Origin of the sequence: Actinophytocola glycyrrhizae, assembly GCF_042653545.1 — a bacterium.
GTDB classification, from domain to species: domain Bacteria; phylum Actinomycetota; class Actinomycetes; order Mycobacteriales; family Pseudonocardiaceae; genus Actinophytocola; species Actinophytocola glycyrrhizae.
Genome location: NZ_JBHSIS010000027.1, coordinates 176280 through 191741 on the forward strand (window position 1 = coordinate 176280; position 15462 = coordinate 191741).

Here is a 15462-nt window from a genome sequence, read left to right on the forward strand (position 1 = left end):
TCATGCCTGTGACACGGCGGCGACATGCCGCACCTGGCGACACCCCTGCCTCGGCGACGGCGTGTCGGTCGGCGCGTCCTGTTGACCGAACGTGGTCAGCAGTGCGTGTCCGGTTGCACCGGTGTGAGGTCTGTGACATCGCGGGTCGTGCCGTGCGCGGCCGTCCAGGCCGGGTAGGGATGTGTCATGACGTAGCCGGTGACGCGCATCCGCCACTCGTCGAACGCGATCATCCAGTTGGCGGTGGCAGGTGGCCGGTCAAGGCGCGCGAACCATCGCCAGGTACGTGTGTCGTCGCGGCGCCACACCACGATGTGCTCGCCGCCGCTCTCGGAGAACGAGATGCCCTGATACTCACCGCTGGGTGTGGTCCACGTGAACGGTGCCGAGAACGACGATGGCGGGTCGGCAGGGAACTCGGCGACGATCTCGGCGTGCTCGCCGTCCGGCCAGGTCAGGACCTTCCCTGCGGTCAGGTCGATCCCGATCAGGGCGGCGCCGTCCAGCGTGATCGTCATCGTGCCTTCGGCGCTGGTGGGAAGGACTCCGCGCTGCCCGCCGGACACGTCGGTTTCCCAGCCCAGCCGGTGTGCGCGGTGGCCGTTGATGGTGGTGGCGAACGGGCTGGGCGGCCGGTCGGTCCGGTACAGCTCGACCATGGTGTCGTGCGGGCGGTAGACGAAGGAGGCGAGTGCTTCGTCGTCGCGGATGGCCACCGCGCTCAGCCGCGCGCCGCTCCGCTCCCGGCGGCGCGCCGTGGCGCGCGCAGCGGCGTTGGCCACCTCGCCGAACCGGTGCGGTGTGCAACCACCGACCAGCACCGTGAACCCGTCGGCGCTGGATCGACCAGCCTGGGTGACGTCGAGGACGTACGCCGAGACGCTGGTGTCGACCACGAGCGCGTCCAGGCCGGCGTCGAGATCGGCGTGGGAGGAGTTCGTCCGTGCAGCCCACTGCCAGGCGTAGGGGGCACGTACCCACGGGCCGAAGCAGCGGCGGCACAGCCGGTCCGGATGCAGGTCCAGTGCGTGGAGGATGGCCAGGAGAGGCTCGTGGCCGTCGTCATCGACCACGCCGAGCACTGTTGTGATCACTTTCGGGGTGTGGCTGTTGTCCGTGCACACGGTGCCGCGGTCGCCGGGGGTGTCGTGGGCCAGGTGCACCTGGCCGTGCTGAGTGATGGTTCCCAGCAACTCAGTGATGGGCATGAACCTGTTCCTGCTCGTCTGGGTATCCCGGATGGCATCGTTGTTGCCTCGCCGTGGCGTTCCGGGAGGCCGGTAGGCCCGGGGCCGTGCTTGGTGGCGAGCGAGGAGGTCAGCTCGCGAGCTTGTGCTGGCTGGCTGCGTAGACGCAGCTGACGTCATCGCCGTGGTGCTGCCCTGAGCAGTCGATGACGCCAAGGCGGCGATCGGCGACGGCCAGTTTGCGGCGGGCGAACTGCTCGTGGTCGTCGATGGTGGTGTGGTCCAGGGCCTCGTGATGGACGCTCCACTCAGCGAATTCGGGGTACTCGGGGAAGCCAGCGGCGCGCCACATCCGCAGGTACAGGCCGAAGGCCGCGGACCTGATCGGCGTCCGCAGGGTGACTTCGAGCATCGCGCAGCAGACCTCGGCCGCGGTGCCGGGCCGGGTGTCGGCGCCGGCCGCGACTCGGTCGAGCAGTTCGCGGCAGTGCGCGCGGTACACGAACTCGGTCGCCATGCGCTCATGGGTCGGGGTGAGCAACAGGAAGCTGTGGTAGAGCCGGTCGGAGTGCTTCGGGTGCCGGGCGCGGGCCTTCTTGATCTCGTCCTCGGCCCAGTCCATGCGTTCGAAGATGCCTGCCAGGCTGCCACCGAGGACGCTGTCCACGATGGAGGCGAGGTCGCCAGTCCCGGCCGAGGGAGAGTTGGAGGCGGTGTTCGGACGCGGGCGTGGGCGCGGGGACAGGTTGCTAGTGGTCATCGCGGAAGTACCTCCAAGTCTGGGAATGGTTCATGTCACTGCTGATGCGTGGAAGGCCGCTGGGATGCCTCCCTGCCAGCGAACGAGCACGACGGCTGTGGATGGGGCGGTTTCTGGGATCAGATGTCCACGGTGGATGCGGGTGTGGCGACGTCATAGCCGAGGTCGGTGAACCACTGATCGAGCAGTTCGACGACGGCAGCGCCGTTCCATCTGCCGTTGGGTTCCTCGACGTCGTTCTTGACCGCGGCGAACAGCTTGTGGATGGCGCGCCCTTCGCGTGTGCGGGGATCGAAACGCAGGTGATGGGGCATCTGTGTCACCTCCGATCGTTGGGAACTAGGGGGATTGCTTGAGTTGACCAGGAGCGTGCAGGGGCGCAGCGCGTTGAGCGGATCACGCCGCCCGCTGGCCCCGACAGCGCGTGGCTTTGCCACGTCGTCGACGGGTGGTAAAACACCGCTGCCCGTTGGCGCGGCCCCCGTGAGCCGGGCACGCATGGGATCGTTTGTGGTCACGCCCGCTGGCGGACACCAGCGTGGCCTGATGAGATCGTTTCGTGGATGTCGTCCACTGAAGTCACCGGGATCGCGGTCCCGGTGCGCATCAGGTCGTGGCAGCCGCCGGACTGGCGCGAGGTGATCGGGCCCGGAACAGCCATCGACGAGCGGCCGAGCGCGGCCGCGCACAAGCCGGTGAACCGTGACTGTCCCTGTGCTGTGCCTTCAACGAGGACCGTCCCGTCGGACAGTCCAGCGAGAAGACGCCTCCTCGCGATGAACCGGTGCCGAGCGGGTGGGGTGCCGGGCGGGTACTCGCTGATCACGAGTCCCTGTGCGGCGATGCGGTCGATCAGCGTGCGGTGGCCTGCTGGATAGGTGAAGTCGATGCCGCACGCCAGGATGGCCAGGGTGGTGCCGTCCGCGGCCAGCGCGCCTCGATGGGCTGCTCCGTCGATGCCGTACGAGGTTCCCGCGACGACGGTCGTCCCGGCGGCGGCGAGCCCGGAGCCGAACTCGGCGGCGACGTGTTCGCCGTAGCTGGTGGCCGTCTGTGATCCGGCGATCGTGACGGCGGTGTCCAGGATGCCGGCCAGGTGAGCCGGGCCCCGGGCCCACAAGGCCATCGGTGGCGCTGCCCAGGTGATCCCGTGCGTTGCCGCGGCGGACAGGCACAGCATCCGCCACCCTGGCCACTCCTGGTCTTCGGGCAGTATCAGCCGCGCACCGGCCTGGGCGGCGGCCGCGAGGTCCTCGTCCACGAGGTCCTGCTCGCGCCGCGCGCCGGTCTCCTCCCGGACTGCGTCGGGCACGTCACCGGCGCGGACCCGTGCGGCGGCCTCGATGGGTCCGTGGACCTCGACGAACGCGGCGAGGCTGGTAGCGGGCGGCTCGGCCACCCGCGCGAGGTACACCCGAGCCCGCCGGAGCGCGTCGTGCGCATCGGCTGATGAGGCGGCGGGCGGGGCGATGGTAGGCATGACGAATTCAGCTCCCAACCAAGTGACGGTGCGCGAGCAGATACGAGGCCGCCGCGCGAAATGGTGATCGGGTTGTGTCGGCGAGCCGCGGCGCGGGTGATGGCATCCCAGGCCCGTGCTCGGCAGGCCCTCGGGGGTGTGAGTGCGCGGGCTGCGGCGCTCGTTGCGATCGTGAGGAGTTGTCGCGTCGGGCAGTCACTCGATGTGGTCGCCGGCGCGGGGGCAGCCGCCGTACTCGTCGAGCAGCCGGTCGCACGAGCCGACGTCGGTGCCCTGACGGGCGGGCGCGTCGCACCGCGGGCGGAGGTAGGCGCAGAGGTACAGGTAGCCGTGACTGCGCTGGGTGTTGCCCTTGACCACAACGCTGGGGTCCTCGTAGAGCACGAACTCCTGATCGCGGTCGATACGCATGACCTGGGTGCGGAGCAACTCGCTGGCCCGGGTGCAGGCAGTGTCGAGGTGTTGGTTGAGATGCTCGGCGAGCTGGACCTGGTCAGGACCAGCCAGGGCGACGCGGTCCCACAACACGTCGAGCATGCCGCTCTGCTCGACGATTGCACGGCAGCCCCACGCGGTGCCGACGTGTGGGGGCACGCCGCGCGTGTAGCCGAATGTGAGCATGATGATCTGTCCTCCTGTCGGTCAGGGCAGGTTGCGGTGCCAGCTGGGCACGTCGACCGTCGCGGAGTCGAACGCGGCGCACCACGCGTGCGCGAGATCGTCGGTCGCGTCGTCTCCGGGAAGCACACGGCTGTCCACTGGCGCGGTGTCCAGCTCGGTGCCGGTCGGGTCGGTCGGGTCGGTGCACAGCGTGTGCGCCACGCGTAGCTTGATCACCGGCCGCGGCGGCTTGCTGGCCTCGTTGTGGTCGGCGTGGTGGTCGGCGTTGACGACGAATACGTCGACGTCGCAGACGTCCCATCGCCCGTCGCCTAGGTCGGCGGTGAACCGCCGGCCCCACGCTGTGGACAGCTGCGCTGCACCCGCGACGTCGCCGCTGGGGCTGGGGCCGAGCGGGGTGGCTTCGGTGTAGTTGCGCATCACGGTGGCCCTCCCGGGGTCGAGGATTGGGTGCTTACGGCTGGCGGTCGAAGGCACCGGCGACAGACCAGCCCGGTTGGCGGCCTGGAGTCGTTCCCCGTTGAGATGCGACGGGGCGGTGTGCAGCAGGCCGGTTAGGACGATCTGGTCCACGGAGGACGGTCACCACACGGGCTCTGTCACGACCCGCCCATTCGGGCTGGCACCCTTCTGGTCGAGGGCCTTTATCCCGGCGTGTGGTTCATCCGTGGTCGCCGCTCACATCGAGGGCTGGTCGGGGTGGATGCAACGGTGGGCGACTGCGTCGGATACCAGTGAGCTGAGCGGGTGGTAGGGGTCGACATCGGAGATGATGCGGCCACACGGTAGGTGTTCGAGGTGCGCGGTGCCGTCGTCCGGGACGAGAGCAGCGGTGATCTCGAATTCGGACAAGGTCAGTCGTCGGAGATCGTCAACCATGGGCTTTCCCGGAACATGTCGGTCGTATGTGCGCGTCGTCGAGTCGATGTCGAGTCGGTGTCGTGGCGACTACTTTCTTGCGAGTGCGCGAAGTACACCGTCCGTGGCGCGGCGGATGCCGGCTACTCGCCGCCGGATGGGGTGTCGCCACACCTGCGGTGCGCGGCCGTTGGTGATCATCCAGTCGTCGAGCGACTTCACGAAGTGCACCAGCAGGTTGTAGGTGTCGTGGTAGTCCCATGAGCAGTAGTCGCAGGCGTCGACGTCGCACTCGTCAGGGTTGTGGTCGAACACGGCAATGTGGAACCGGACCATCAGCAAGACATAGTCCGGATCGACGCTCTCCGTGGCATGGGACGTTCTCGGCACAGCATCTCCCTGAATCGCAAGGTCACCCGAACTGGTTGTTCGGAGTTCGTGGGTGATGGAGGGGTTTCCTGTCGGGGCACGAGACCTCGTGCCCCGACAGGAGAGAACCGCCCTCAGGCGGCGATACCGAGATCCTCGACATCGTCACGATCGGGGACGTCGCGCGGCTGGTCATCGCCGTTGTCCTGCATGTCGTGGTCCTCGGTGACGTTGTCCTGTGTGTCGTGGAGCGTGTCGTCGGTGACAGCTGCCTCGTCGAGATCGTCGAGATCGTCGAGGTCGACGGGGACGGGCGGGGCCAGGTGAGGGGGCAGGTTCGCGGCGATCACGTCCTCGATGCGTTCGGCGGTGACCACTTTGCGCTCCACGTCATGCGCTTGGTGGCCCAGAAGGATCATCATCGACATGTGCTCCTTCTCAGCGGTGGATGGTGAGCGCCATGCGTTGCGCTGGAATCCTTCTTCCTGCGCGGCGAGCGTGAGGTACATGTCCCACACCGTCGCTTTCGGCTCGGATGCGTTCTCGATCTTCTCGATCAGGCCGCTGACCTGCCCGTAGCCGGGCTCGGGCAGCTTGAGCAGCTTGTGCGCGAGCCGGTGGCCGCGTTCCATCGCCCGGCGCAGGTCATAGGAGCCGTTCAGCTTCTGCTGCGCGAGCCACTTGCGCGCGAACTTGGGGGCGCTGCTGCGGCGGGCGAAGTTGGCCAGCCATTCGTGGCGCACCTTGGTCGCGGCGTCCATGTCCTTGTTGTTCTGGATCACCCACCGCCGCTCGATCCGGGCCTTCTCCCGCTCCAGTTCCGCCCGAGCCAGCTCAGACAACCCGTCGTCGGTGGTGCCGTCGGTGGTGACGTTGTCGGATGCTCCGGTTGTGGCCAGCGTGGTTGCGGTGCCTGAGCCGTACTCGACCTGACCGGCTGGCGCGTGAGACAGCGCGTGGCCGTGCGCACGGAAATCCGCGCAGCCATAACGGGCGACCGGGATCCGCTGGTCGTTGTCGTCGTAGCCCTCGAAGATCCACGCACCATCGCCGGGGCAATCGGCGTGGGCCTCCGCGGTGAGTTCGGTGCCGGGCTCGTCCTCCGGAGTGGGGCGCAGCCGGTTCAGCACGCGGGCCTGGCCGGTCCACTCCGGAATCGAGTCGTCGAAGATCGTCACCCCGGCCGCGGTGAGCTGCTCCACCAGCGCGGCCTCGGCCTGCTGGAACCGCTCCGCTTCGACCCGGTCATCACGCTTGCGCTGCGCCAGGACCGCGAAGTTGGCGGGCTTCTCGACCGCGGTGAGAATCAGCTCCTTGGCGGTCTCCAGATCACCGAGGTCCTCGAACTCGGCGATCACCGCCGCCTGTTCCAACGTGAGGTCGTACTTGTCGGCCGCCTTCGCCGCCAGCTCACTGTCCCCGACCCGCAGCGAGTCCTCGACCACCCGCTTGGGTCGGCTACGACGCCGCGCGATCGCAGTCGCGGACAAACCAAGCAACCGCAGCTGCTGGTATGCCTGATACACGTCGCCGCGGGTCATCGGTGTGCGGTGGTCGTTCTCGCCGAGCTGGTTGATGATCCGGTCGATCGTCGCGGTCTTCTCGTCGGCGGCGGGCGGGGGCTGCACCCACACCGGCACCTCTGCGCGGCCGGCTTCCACCGCCTGCAGAGTCCGCATCTGCCCCTCGAGTACCACCAGGTCCCCGGACTCGTCCCGATACGCCAGGATCGGCGCGCGCACACCGCGCTTCTTGACGTCACGCACCCCGTCCTTGCCCGGGACGGCGTTCTCCTGCCGCACGTTCGGTCCGATGATCAACGACCCCGGCGGCACCCACACCACCGTGTACCACTCCTCCTCGCCAGGAACCGCGTCGTCGACCACCTCCCCGCCGCTGTCGTTGGTCGGATCTCCTTCGACGTTCCCGTCGGTGTCCCCGGTGATCTCCTCAGCGCTCTCCTCGGTGATTTCCTCGGTGACCTCGTCGGTGGTGTCCTCGGTCGGGTTTGGGGCTTCGGTGATCGTTTCAGTGGCTACCGCCATGACAGCTCCTTTGCAAAAGGGAATCTCGAAGTGGTGTTGAGCCCAGGTGAAGGTTGGAGAGGGGTGTGTGAGGTGCGAACTGGCGTCGCGGAGCCGCCGGTGACGATGCGGCCGGGGGCCTACAGCAGGCGCCTGATGGTCAGGACGGCCTGGCGTGGCGTGGTGGTGGGTTCAGTCCCACCAGATCCGGATCCGGTGAGGGTGTTCGCCGGGCTCGCCCTCGACGACGCAGCCATTGGTTTCCGGGTACTGCTCGACGAAGATCTCGTCGGCCCGCATCGCGCGAGCCCAGGAGATGACCTGGCGTGCGAAGTCGCGACGCTGGTCGTCGGTGTACCGATCGCCGAAGCCAGTGGGGGGCGGTGATTCGCTGGTGGGTGAAGAACGGGACCTCGATGTAGAGCACTGGAGATCCCTCGGCGCCGAACGTGACCCGCATGGCGTTGTCGAACAGTGAACCGATGGTCTGGGCCACCTCGCGCGGGTCGAAGGAGTTCGCACGCTCCATCGCGGTCATGACCGCGTCGAACACCTCCCGGCTGGGCAGCGTGACGGTGAAGTTCGTGGAGACGCGTTGGCTGAGGCGGACGAATTCGACGATCTCGGCGGGAAGGGCGTTCACGGCATCCTCCTGTGTGGACGATCACGGGCGTGCGGATCTGCGGTGGTTCCGTGACGGTTCTGTGGTGTACGGGGACTTGCGCGCTCACTGCCGGGTATGTCCGGGGTGGCTACGTGGTCGCGGTCAGGGTGCGGCCATGGCGCACATCGGCCAGTCGCACGACGGGGTGGTGCATACTGGCCAGCCGCAGGTGGTGGGATGGTGGTCAGGCGCTGCGCGGTGGGCCTCGAGTGCCCGGTGGCGCTCCACCTCGTCGCTGGCCAGCGCGAGAACATGCTCCGCGCTGGTCGTCAGAACGGTCCGGACGAGCAGCCCGAAAGGGGTCAGCCTGTGCAGCGGCAGCGGGAGCCAAGGCGCGATCGTTTCGTGCACGCTGACCAGGCCACGGCTGATCAGTTCGGCGTCGGTCGCCGGGTCACTGAACATGGCGTCGATGTAGACGACGTGCACGTTGCCGTCGGGGTCGTTGTTCGCGGCCACCATCTCCTCGCGCAGCGGCACCGGCAGGGCACTGGCGGTGGCGATCGCACGCCGTGCTTCCTGAACTGGAGACTCGGACGCTGTCGCCTCGGCGTGCTCGAATGCGGTGACGTCATCAGCCGCCATGGTGGGCACCGCCAGGGAGTATCGAGGGCAGCAGGGGTGCGATGGCGAGGTAGTCGTGCACCTTCGATCCCTTCGCGGTGAGCGGGTGGACACCGGCGTAGAGGCCTGCGTGATGCTTGGGTGCGGCGAGCCTGAGGGCGACCAGTTCGGCGGCGACGCTTTCATCGGTGGTCGTGAGGTAGTGGTATGCGCCGTCATCGCCGATCGAGCACTCCAGCAACGCCTGCGCCTGGCTGTCGGTCAGCGCCCCGGCGCAGGCCCTGGTCTCGGCCGTGAAGGTGACATCGTCATGGGGCTCCTCCTGGCCGGGGGCGAGGAAGAGCATGACCGGGGCCGCGGGCATGGGGTTGGTGGCCTCGAACAGCACCGCGTCCGCGCCTTTGATCAGGACCTCACGCACAAGGTTGCCGTGATCGGTCAGAAAGTGGACATACCTGCCGCCCACCCGCGTCCCGAGCCCGGCAACACCACGTTCGACCAGCGCTGTGATCGTCGCGGAACGCGTGCCGGGCGGGAGATGAGCACTGTCCTGGATCTTGACGCTGTTCCGCACGGCAGTGGTCATCGCGGCGGACAAGGTCGCGGCCGTGGCGACCGCATGCTCCGCCAGCGTGCGTGCCGACTCGGGAGTCACGTCCACGATGACCACCACCCACGAACCTCGTGCGGCAGGGTGTCGAAGTTGTCACCGATCATGTCATCGAACGAGACCGTGGGGTCATCCAGGCGCGCCAGCGTGGCGTTGACCATGAGATTGATCAGGTCCTGATCACGGTCGCCGAGTTCCAGTTCGCGCTCCAGCATGTCGGCGCCGCTGTTGAGCGCGGTCGCCAAGGCTGTGCGAGGGACATGCTGATCTGTCATACGGCGGTCCTTTCGGAATGCACCCGCGTCTGCTTGTCGCGTCCCCACTGGCCAGGACGTCGGGGACAACGTCGGGTGGTCCTGAGTGCGACGTGGCCTATGAGGACACTGCGGGCAGGATCGTCGAGAGGTGGTGTGTCAGGAGAGAGAGCCGGCACACCTGCGATGTTGGCGACACGGCACTGGTTGTTCGGAAGTGCCCGGTGAGCGCTGTCTGACAGGCGCGCGGTGTTCGCGGCGTCGTGTACCGTGGTTTGTGATGGTGTCGCATCCCCCGGCGGCAGGAGTGTGCAACGGTTTGGGGGAGTGGCGTGTGCCGTAGAGCGTGCCTGATGGGGCGATGAGTCCGGCGACATCCGTTCAGGTCCGGCGTCGACAGGCGATGCGCCGGCAGGCGTTGGAGCGCCAGCGGAAACTGAACGAGGAGCGCCGACGGCTCGACGAGGCCGAAGTGGACCTCGCAGCAGACTTCGCTGTGCGGCAGGAGGAGTGTGTCGTCGCACGCGATGCGATGCATGCTGCGGAGCTGGCGATGGGACGTGTTGTCGACCGGATGATCGGAGAACTGCGGATCCGTTATCCGCGAGCCGCGCAGTTGCTCGAGATGCCCGAGGACGAGCTCAGACGGCTACGGCAGCTGGCAACTGACCCGACGTCGACCGCCACGGTCACCGGAACGGACGGCGGCGACAGGAAGAAGACAAGGAAGGCTCGGGCGGCGTCGCATGGACACGCACGTTCGCAGCACGCGACTTCTGTAACGACCACCGCAGACGACCAGACAGCCGCGACAGTGGTGGGATCGGATTCGGCGGCGCCCATGGCAGGGACCGCGATGGCAGCGTCTCGCATGTGGACGGAACGCTGAATGAATAAGATCTTGGTGTGACAGGGTTCTCTTTGTGAGAGTTGACTGTCAGATGGCAGCCTGTGTCTTCCAACCTCCGGAGTTTTCAAAAGGGGTCGGGGTACCCAGGCTGCCACCTTTCTTGGTCAACGAGTTTTTGCGCCGGTGCGGCCTCGGCCGGTTGACGACGGCTTCCGTGCCTTGCCCTTGGCGGGCGTTTTGTCGGCGGCCTGCGCTTCACGGTAGGCGTCGATCACGTTGTCGGGGATCCGGCCGCGATCGGACAGCGCGAACCCGTTGGCTTTGGCCCATTCCCGGATCAGGCCGGCCTCGCCAGGCGTGTTGCTGCCGCCAGGCTGCGGTTTCGTGCCCCGCTTGATCCGGCCGCCCACACGGCGTGCCGCGGCCAGGTAGTTGGCCAGGCTGCCGCGCAGGCGCTCGGCGTTGGATTCGTTGAGGTCGATCTCGTAGGTGACACCATCCAGTCCGAACTGAATGGTGGACACGTCATCGCCGGAGCGGCCGTCGATGTCATCGACGAGCTGTACCAGAACCTTCTGAGCCATTCACTGGATCCTTTTCTTGCTGCACATACTGTTATGCGTCGATGTGTTGCTGAAAGTGTATCGCACCAACAAAATTGTGTAGTAGCACGCGGTATGTCCACGGTACGTGAGGTTTGGTTGAAACCTGGCGTCGTCGGTGGTGCTGCGGTCGCGCCACAATCCGGCCACGCGGAACGCAGGCTGAGCACTCCAATGTAGACCCGCGCATGGGTACGTTGGAGATGGCTGACGGACGAGGGAAAGGTTTCCGCCAGCGCGGTCCAGGAGGCCGAGAGCATGGGTTACAGGGCCCGGGTCCGGCGGAATCGTGCACGCATCCAAGAACGAGATTGCGCGCGTGCTGTGCCGGGTCTGTCGAGTTGGTACATGGGGGGAGAACAGTGAACGCAGTTCCACGACTAGTATCGATAGGCAGCGCCGAGGTCGCGATGACGCGACAAGGACAGCCGATGGCGCCATTGGTGAGCGCCGACATCAACGGCATGGGCACGACACGGCTGAGCGCCGGTTTGGTCCGCATGAAGGGACGACACACGGCACGTGCTCATCGGCACGACGAAACGGACGTGATCGTGTTGCTGTGGAAGGCTGGAAAGGCTGGTGCGCTCACCCTGTACGGCGACGGACTGGACCAGGAGATCTGGCAGCAGCCGCATCAGGCGCTGTGGATTCCTCGTGGAGTCCCGCATGCCGCCATCAACCCCAGCAGATTCGTCAGCGTCGTCGCATGGGAGTTCCGATCCAACCCGATCCTCGGCGAAGACAACCAGCTCCTGCCGGACCTGGAACGCATCGTCAACGCACGCAGGTACGCACTGACGCGACGAGGCCGCCGCGAACGGATGCGCCATCTGGATGATGAGCTGGCCCGCCACGCTCAGCGTGCTGCGTAAACACTGGCACACATGGTGAGCAACAGGGCCAGGAATGCCAGCACGAACGCCAGCCGCCAGGTGACGCGGTGACCGCAGGCGGCGAAGGTGACCTTGATCGCCGCGGCCACGATCGCAGCCGCGAGAAGTACGCCGAGCATGACAGTGCTCCTTGTGATCGGGAGGTCCGCGAGCCGGAGATAGGCGGCTAGCCTCAGGCGTCGCCCGTCGTCGGACGCGGAGACGTGGTCGCTCTCGCCCGCCGGTCATTGATGTGGGCGTGAGGAGCGGCTGATCAGTCGCTCGATGTTCCGCTGGTAGCGGTGGTGTCTTGACGAACCAGGGTTGCCAGGCCAGTCGCCAACCCGAGCACGGCGACCGGAACACACGACACCACGACGGTCACCCACCACGGGGCGACGGCGACGCCGTTCGCCTTCAGCAGGTGACTGGCGACCTGGGCGCCGCCGCCGACCACGAGGCTCGCCAGCGCTGACCAGCCAGCGTAGGTGCGCGTGCGCTTGGACAGTGCTGCGGAGGACAACCAGGTGCGCAACGCGTATCCGCCGTAGGCCTCGATGCCGACGGGCAGGACGATGGCGGTGTTGATCCAGAGTCCGTCTACCAGACCGGGGAGCGGCTGCACCATGCCGAAGCCGGTGAACTGGCCCAGATCCACCCAGCCGCCCCAGACCGCGACCGCCGCGGCCAGGCCGATGAGCCCCAACGGCCATGCGCGGGGCGGATCGGAACCCCGTGGATTGCTGACATCCGGTACTGAGGGAGGTGCGTCTGCCTCGCGCGCCGGTAGTGGCTCGTCGGGTTGTGGGGGAGTTCCTTCGGGCGGGGGGAGGATCTCTGTATCCAGCGATGTCCCGTTCTGGTGATCCTCTGGAGAGTTCCGGGGCACGTCGCTCTCGGGCTTGGGAATCTCGGACTCGGCGATACGCATCGCCCGGCGAACCTGGTGCTCGGTGCCGCCGGTCAGCTCGACGAGAGCGGGCCGACCGGGCCGCCTCTGGTTCTTGTGGTCTGCGTTGAGGAACGCCTTGCGAACCCCATCCTGGACCATGGAGTCGGGTAGGCGGCGCCCGTTCGTTTCGAACGGGGCCAGGGATGTCGTAGTCATGAAGTACCTCCTCTGCGATGCGGGCTGAGGGGCCACTGGCCGCTCGCTGACCGGGCCGGCATGAGATAGGGGCATGAGCCAGCGGGTGGCGCTCCGGCAGCAGTTATGCCGCGAAGTCGTCCAGCTCCTGCGTGTGCGCTTCGGTCGGTGTCCGCAGGTCGATGACGCGGGGGTGTTGGCGGCCGCGGGCGATGCCGTTGTGGATGTGCCGACAAGCCTCGGCGGGTGTCCACCGATCGATGCCGTCGTGCACCAGTGCGGCATCGCGCAACGCGTCCTCGGCGTCGCGCTCGTTGAGCACGTCTGCTCCGACCAGACCACCCAACTTGAACGCGGCCTTGAACACCTCGATCGCTCGGGTCCCCGGCAGGGCGTTGGCCACATTCGCGGCCTCCCCTCGGACCGCGGCGGCAACGTAGGCGTCCAGGCGGTTGTCACCATGGCGGAGCCGAATCGGCGTGATCGGCGCGAGAGGGAGAGGTGTGAGTCTCGTGACCAGCCACCGCGGCAACGGAATCGGGTCCGCAGGGCGTCGCGGATCCGTCCGGTAGATCCTCGGTTGCCGGTCGACCAGCCGGACCGAACCGGCCGCCGCTACCGCCCCACCCCACGCGCGGACATCCACGGCCGGTCCCAGACCCCGGCGGCCACTGGCACCGACCGTGTTGCGGAGCCGCCGATCGGTGGGTGCGAGGAAGTAGCGATGCTCTCCCGACGGAGTGAGAACGGTGTAGGTATTTACCGGGTCGGGCTCACCAGCCCATCGTGCGAGCAACGCCAGTACCTCCCGGCCATGACGCACACCCAACGGTCCCCACGTGCCGGAGAGCCGACCGCGTGTCTCATCAAGATCGATCACCACCAGCCCGGCTGGTCCACACGCGACACCGACATTGCGACGCACATCGAAGGACCACCAGTCCCGGAGCCGGACCGGGTCGGTGGTCGCGACTGTCTCCCACTGCTTGACTGCAGGGACTTTGCTGCGCGGCGACAACGGAAACACCGGCCACCCACGCGACGCCGCAGTCAGGGCAGCATCGAGAAGTGACGAGGACTCAAGGTGAATAGACAATGCCCCTACCTTTCTGTACAACGAGCACGTGAAATCGCTCGCACCTGCTGGCAGGCCGAAATGAGGGCTCAAAAGAGGGCGAGTGGTCACCTGACGGTGGTTGCTTGGTGGGCGTTGTCGGTGCAGGACCATCAGCGCCGACTTCTGGCGCCTGGGCATTCGGAAGAGGCAGGAACCGTGACTGTCTCGTACATGCCAGTCGGGGGTAACGTCCGTGCGGTGGCAGCAGCGACGGGGACAGAACACACCCGGCTCGTGATCGTGCGAGGGAACGCCGGCGCGGGAAAGACGTCAGTCGCGCTCGCCGTGCGCTCCCAGCTGGGACGGACATGCGCACTGGTCCAGCAGGACGTCATACGCCGCACGATCCTCAAGGAACGTGACGTGTCTGACGGCGCCAACATCGGCCTGATGTCGCTCGTGGCCCGCTACGTCCTGGACCAGGGTTACCACGTTCTCATCGAAGGCATCTTGCGCGCCGAACACTACGCGCAGATGCTGACAGAACTCGCTCACGATCACCGCGGGACAACCACGTTCTACTACCTGGATGTCACCTACCCAGAGTCCCTGCGCCGGCACGCCACTCGACCGCAGGCAGCCGAGTTCGGCGCCGAGCACATGGCCGCGTGGTACCGACACCGAGACGTACTCGACGTGCTGGGGGAACGAGTCGTGCCGCAGAGTTCGACGCTGGAGCAGACGACGGCGCGGATACTCGACGAGGCGTTCGATCGGAACTTGCCGACGCCAGCCCATCGATCCGCCGTGGACAGCACGTGACCGAACGCGATGCGCGTGAGGGCTACGACGTGCACGCCTTGCCCGACGTGGCAGGACCCATCTCAGCGTTGTCGACGTGCAGCGCCCACAAGCACGCCACGCGGCGTGGGGCGCGGTACTCGCTACCTGTGCGGGCGGTCGACAGGATGTGTCTTCCAAAGGAGAACGCCATCTTGCGTACAGCCGGTGCGTGGTGCGACATCACGCAGGAATCCGAGCAGTGCGGCACGGGATTCGGCTGACGGCGGATCCAGCCCGAGCGTCTGACGTAGGTGTTCGACCTGCTGTGCCGACAGATCGGGAACAACCCGAGCCAGGTGCTGTACGAACGTCTCATCGTCCATCACGACGCATCGGACGACGATCGCCGGTACGTGTGTTCCCGAAGTCACCAGATTAGGTGACCGTTGTCCGGGCTCGGCAGGGGGTCGCCCCTGGTTCCGGTCAGCCGGTGCGCTCGTAGATCGCGACTTCGGGACGTTGCTTGTCGCGGTGGACGAGCTGGTAGATGTGCTGGTCATCGAGCGCGAGGAGACCGTCAGTTGTCTCATGGATCGGCTCGGGCCCGCCGGTGATGAGGCCTTTGCCGCGGAGCCGTTCGGCTTCCGCGGCGAGCAGGAGATTCGTGGCGGCGATGTCAACGGCCACGATGTCGTCGGCCAGCAGGACAACGCGTGCGCCATCCGGTTGGCGGACGCCGAGCATCGCCGTCCCCGGCTGCCGATACCGCAGGTCCTGCTCGAACGATGTCGCCATCTCGACCACCTCCGTGGGGGAC

22 protein-coding genes and 1 pseudogene are annotated in these 15462 nt (G+C 67.0%); 4 read left to right on the forward strand and 19 right to left on the reverse strand.

The genetic code is table 11. The features are described 5' to 3' along the window. Positions 1-95: 95 nt before the first annotated feature. From ACFPCV_RS37730 to ACFPCV_RS37770, 9 genes are all read right to left on the reverse strand, one after another. Positions 96-1208, reverse strand: a complete 1113-nt coding sequence (locus tag ACFPCV_RS37730; RefSeq protein WP_378062230.1) for a hypothetical protein — start codon at positions 1206-1208, stop codon at positions 96-98. 109 nt (positions 1209-1317) lie between these two features. After that, complete coding sequence (locus ACFPCV_RS37735; protein ID WP_378062232.1) at positions 1318-1947, reverse strand: hypothetical protein; 630 nt, start codon at positions 1945-1947, stop codon at positions 1318-1320. 119 nt (positions 1948-2066) lie between these two features. Beyond that, a complete protein-coding gene (locus ACFPCV_RS37740) occupies positions 2067-2261 on the reverse strand; it encodes a hypothetical protein (RefSeq protein ID WP_378062234.1) in 195 nt (64 codons plus the stop codon). 200 nt (positions 2262-2461) lie between these two features. Next, entirely contained in the window at positions 2462-3427 is a 966-nt protein-coding gene (locus ACFPCV_RS37745; RefSeq protein ID WP_378062236.1) for a DNA-processing protein DprA, read from the reverse strand. A gap of 195 nt (positions 3428-3622) precedes the next feature. After that, positions 3623-4048, reverse strand: a complete 426-nt coding sequence (locus ACFPCV_RS37750; RefSeq protein WP_378062238.1) for a hypothetical protein — start codon at positions 4046-4048, stop codon at positions 3623-3625. Between the two features lie 21 nt (positions 4049-4069). Then, positions 4070-4468: a hypothetical protein gene (locus tag ACFPCV_RS37755; RefSeq protein WP_378062239.1), complete on the reverse strand. Its 399-nt coding sequence runs from the start codon at positions 4466-4468 to the stop codon at positions 4070-4072. A 258-nt stretch (positions 4469-4726) separates the two neighbouring features. Next, positions 4727-4927, reverse strand: coding sequence for a hypothetical protein (locus ACFPCV_RS37760; RefSeq protein WP_378062240.1), 201 nt, complete (start codon positions 4925-4927; stop codon positions 4727-4729). A gap of 69 nt (positions 4928-4996) precedes the next feature. Next, entirely contained in the window at positions 4997-5296 is a 300-nt protein-coding gene (locus tag ACFPCV_RS37765) for a hypothetical protein (protein ID WP_378062242.1), read from the reverse strand. A gap of 113 nt (positions 5297-5409) precedes the next feature. Continuing rightward, complete coding sequence (locus tag ACFPCV_RS37770; RefSeq protein WP_378062244.1) at positions 5410-7017, reverse strand: hypothetical protein; 1608 nt, start codon at positions 7015-7017, stop codon at positions 5410-5412. Positions 7018-7087: 70 nt separating this feature from the next. On the opposite strand from ACFPCV_RS37770, the gene ACFPCV_RS37775 reads away from it, so the two are divergent. Further along, on the forward strand, positions 7088-7360 hold the full coding sequence (locus ACFPCV_RS37775) for a hypothetical protein (RefSeq protein WP_378062246.1): 273 nt from the start codon (positions 7088-7090) through the stop codon (positions 7358-7360). Positions 7361-7459: 99 nt separating this feature from the next. On the opposite strand, the gene ACFPCV_RS37780 is transcribed toward ACFPCV_RS37775, so the two are convergent. From ACFPCV_RS37780 to ACFPCV_RS37795, 4 genes are all read right to left on the reverse strand, one after another. Beyond that, positions 7460-7942, reverse strand: coding sequence for a hypothetical protein (locus ACFPCV_RS37780; RefSeq protein WP_378062248.1), 483 nt, complete (start codon positions 7940-7942; stop codon positions 7460-7462). A gap of 123 nt (positions 7943-8065) precedes the next feature. Then, positions 8066-8548 carry a hypothetical protein gene (locus tag ACFPCV_RS37785; RefSeq protein WP_378062249.1) on the reverse strand — a complete coding sequence of 161 codons (483 nt, stop codon included), beginning with the start codon at positions 8546-8548 and terminating at the stop codon, positions 8066-8068. Then, entirely contained in the window at positions 8538-9200 is a 663-nt protein-coding gene (locus ACFPCV_RS37790; RefSeq protein WP_378062250.1) for a hypothetical protein, read from the reverse strand. Before ACFPCV_RS37790 ends, ACFPCV_RS37785 begins: the two co-directional genes overlap by 11 nt. Beyond that, a complete protein-coding gene (locus tag ACFPCV_RS37795) occupies positions 9179-9412 on the reverse strand; it encodes a hypothetical protein (RefSeq protein ID WP_378062251.1) in 234 nt (77 codons plus the stop codon). Before ACFPCV_RS37795 ends, ACFPCV_RS37790 begins: the two co-directional genes overlap by 22 nt. Before the next feature lie 340 nt (positions 9413-9752). Here ACFPCV_RS37795 and ACFPCV_RS37800 point away from each other — a divergent pair, with 340 nt between their 5' ends. Then, positions 9753-10280, forward strand: coding sequence for a hypothetical protein (locus ACFPCV_RS37800; protein WP_378062252.1), 528 nt, complete (start codon positions 9753-9755; stop codon positions 10278-10280). 125 nt (positions 10281-10405) lie between these two features. On the opposite strand, the gene ACFPCV_RS37805 is transcribed toward ACFPCV_RS37800, so the two are convergent. After that, positions 10406-10825, reverse strand: coding sequence for a histone-like nucleoid-structuring protein Lsr2 (locus ACFPCV_RS37805; RefSeq protein WP_378062253.1), 420 nt, complete (start codon positions 10823-10825; stop codon positions 10406-10408). Between the two features lie 449 nt (positions 10826-11274). On the opposite strand from ACFPCV_RS37805, the gene ACFPCV_RS37810 reads away from it, so the two are divergent. Beyond that, a complete protein-coding gene (locus tag ACFPCV_RS37810; RefSeq protein WP_378062255.1) occupies positions 11275-11718 on the forward strand; it encodes a hypothetical protein in 444 nt (147 codons plus the stop codon). Here the strand turns inward: ACFPCV_RS37810 and ACFPCV_RS37815 are convergent. From ACFPCV_RS37815 to ACFPCV_RS37830, 4 genes and pseudogenes are all read right to left on the reverse strand, one after another. After that, entirely contained in the window at positions 11703-11858 is a 156-nt protein-coding gene (locus ACFPCV_RS37815) for a hypothetical protein (RefSeq protein WP_378062256.1), read from the reverse strand. The genes ACFPCV_RS37810 and ACFPCV_RS37815 overlap by 16 nt on opposite strands. Positions 11859-11992: 134 nt before the next feature. Continuing rightward, positions 11993-12826 carry a hypothetical protein gene (locus tag ACFPCV_RS37820; protein ID WP_378062258.1) on the reverse strand — a complete coding sequence of 278 codons (834 nt, stop codon included), beginning with the start codon at positions 12824-12826 and terminating at the stop codon, positions 11993-11995. 103 nt (positions 12827-12929) lie between these two features. After that, positions 12930-13208 (reverse strand): hypothetical protein, encoded by a 279-nt coding sequence (locus tag ACFPCV_RS37825; protein WP_378062297.1) that lies wholly within the window; start codon positions 13206-13208, stop codon positions 12930-12932. Between the two features lie 129 nt (positions 13209-13337). Beyond that, a pseudogene (locus ACFPCV_RS37830) lies at positions 13338-14060 on the reverse strand (bifunctional DNA primase/polymerase); the annotation flags it as partial. Positions 14061-14120: 60 nt separating this feature from the next. On the opposite strand from ACFPCV_RS37830, the gene ACFPCV_RS37835 reads away from it, so the two are divergent. Beyond that, on the forward strand, positions 14121-14684 hold the full coding sequence (locus ACFPCV_RS37835) for a zeta toxin family protein (RefSeq protein ID WP_378062260.1): 564 nt from the start codon (positions 14121-14123) through the stop codon (positions 14682-14684). 444 nt (positions 14685-15128) lie between these two features. Here ACFPCV_RS37835 and ACFPCV_RS37840 read toward each other — a convergent pair whose 3' ends face one another. Continuing rightward, a complete protein-coding gene (locus ACFPCV_RS37840) occupies positions 15129-15449 on the reverse strand; it encodes a hypothetical protein (protein WP_378062262.1) in 321 nt (106 codons plus the stop codon). Between the last annotated feature and the right edge of the window lie 13 nt (positions 15450-15462).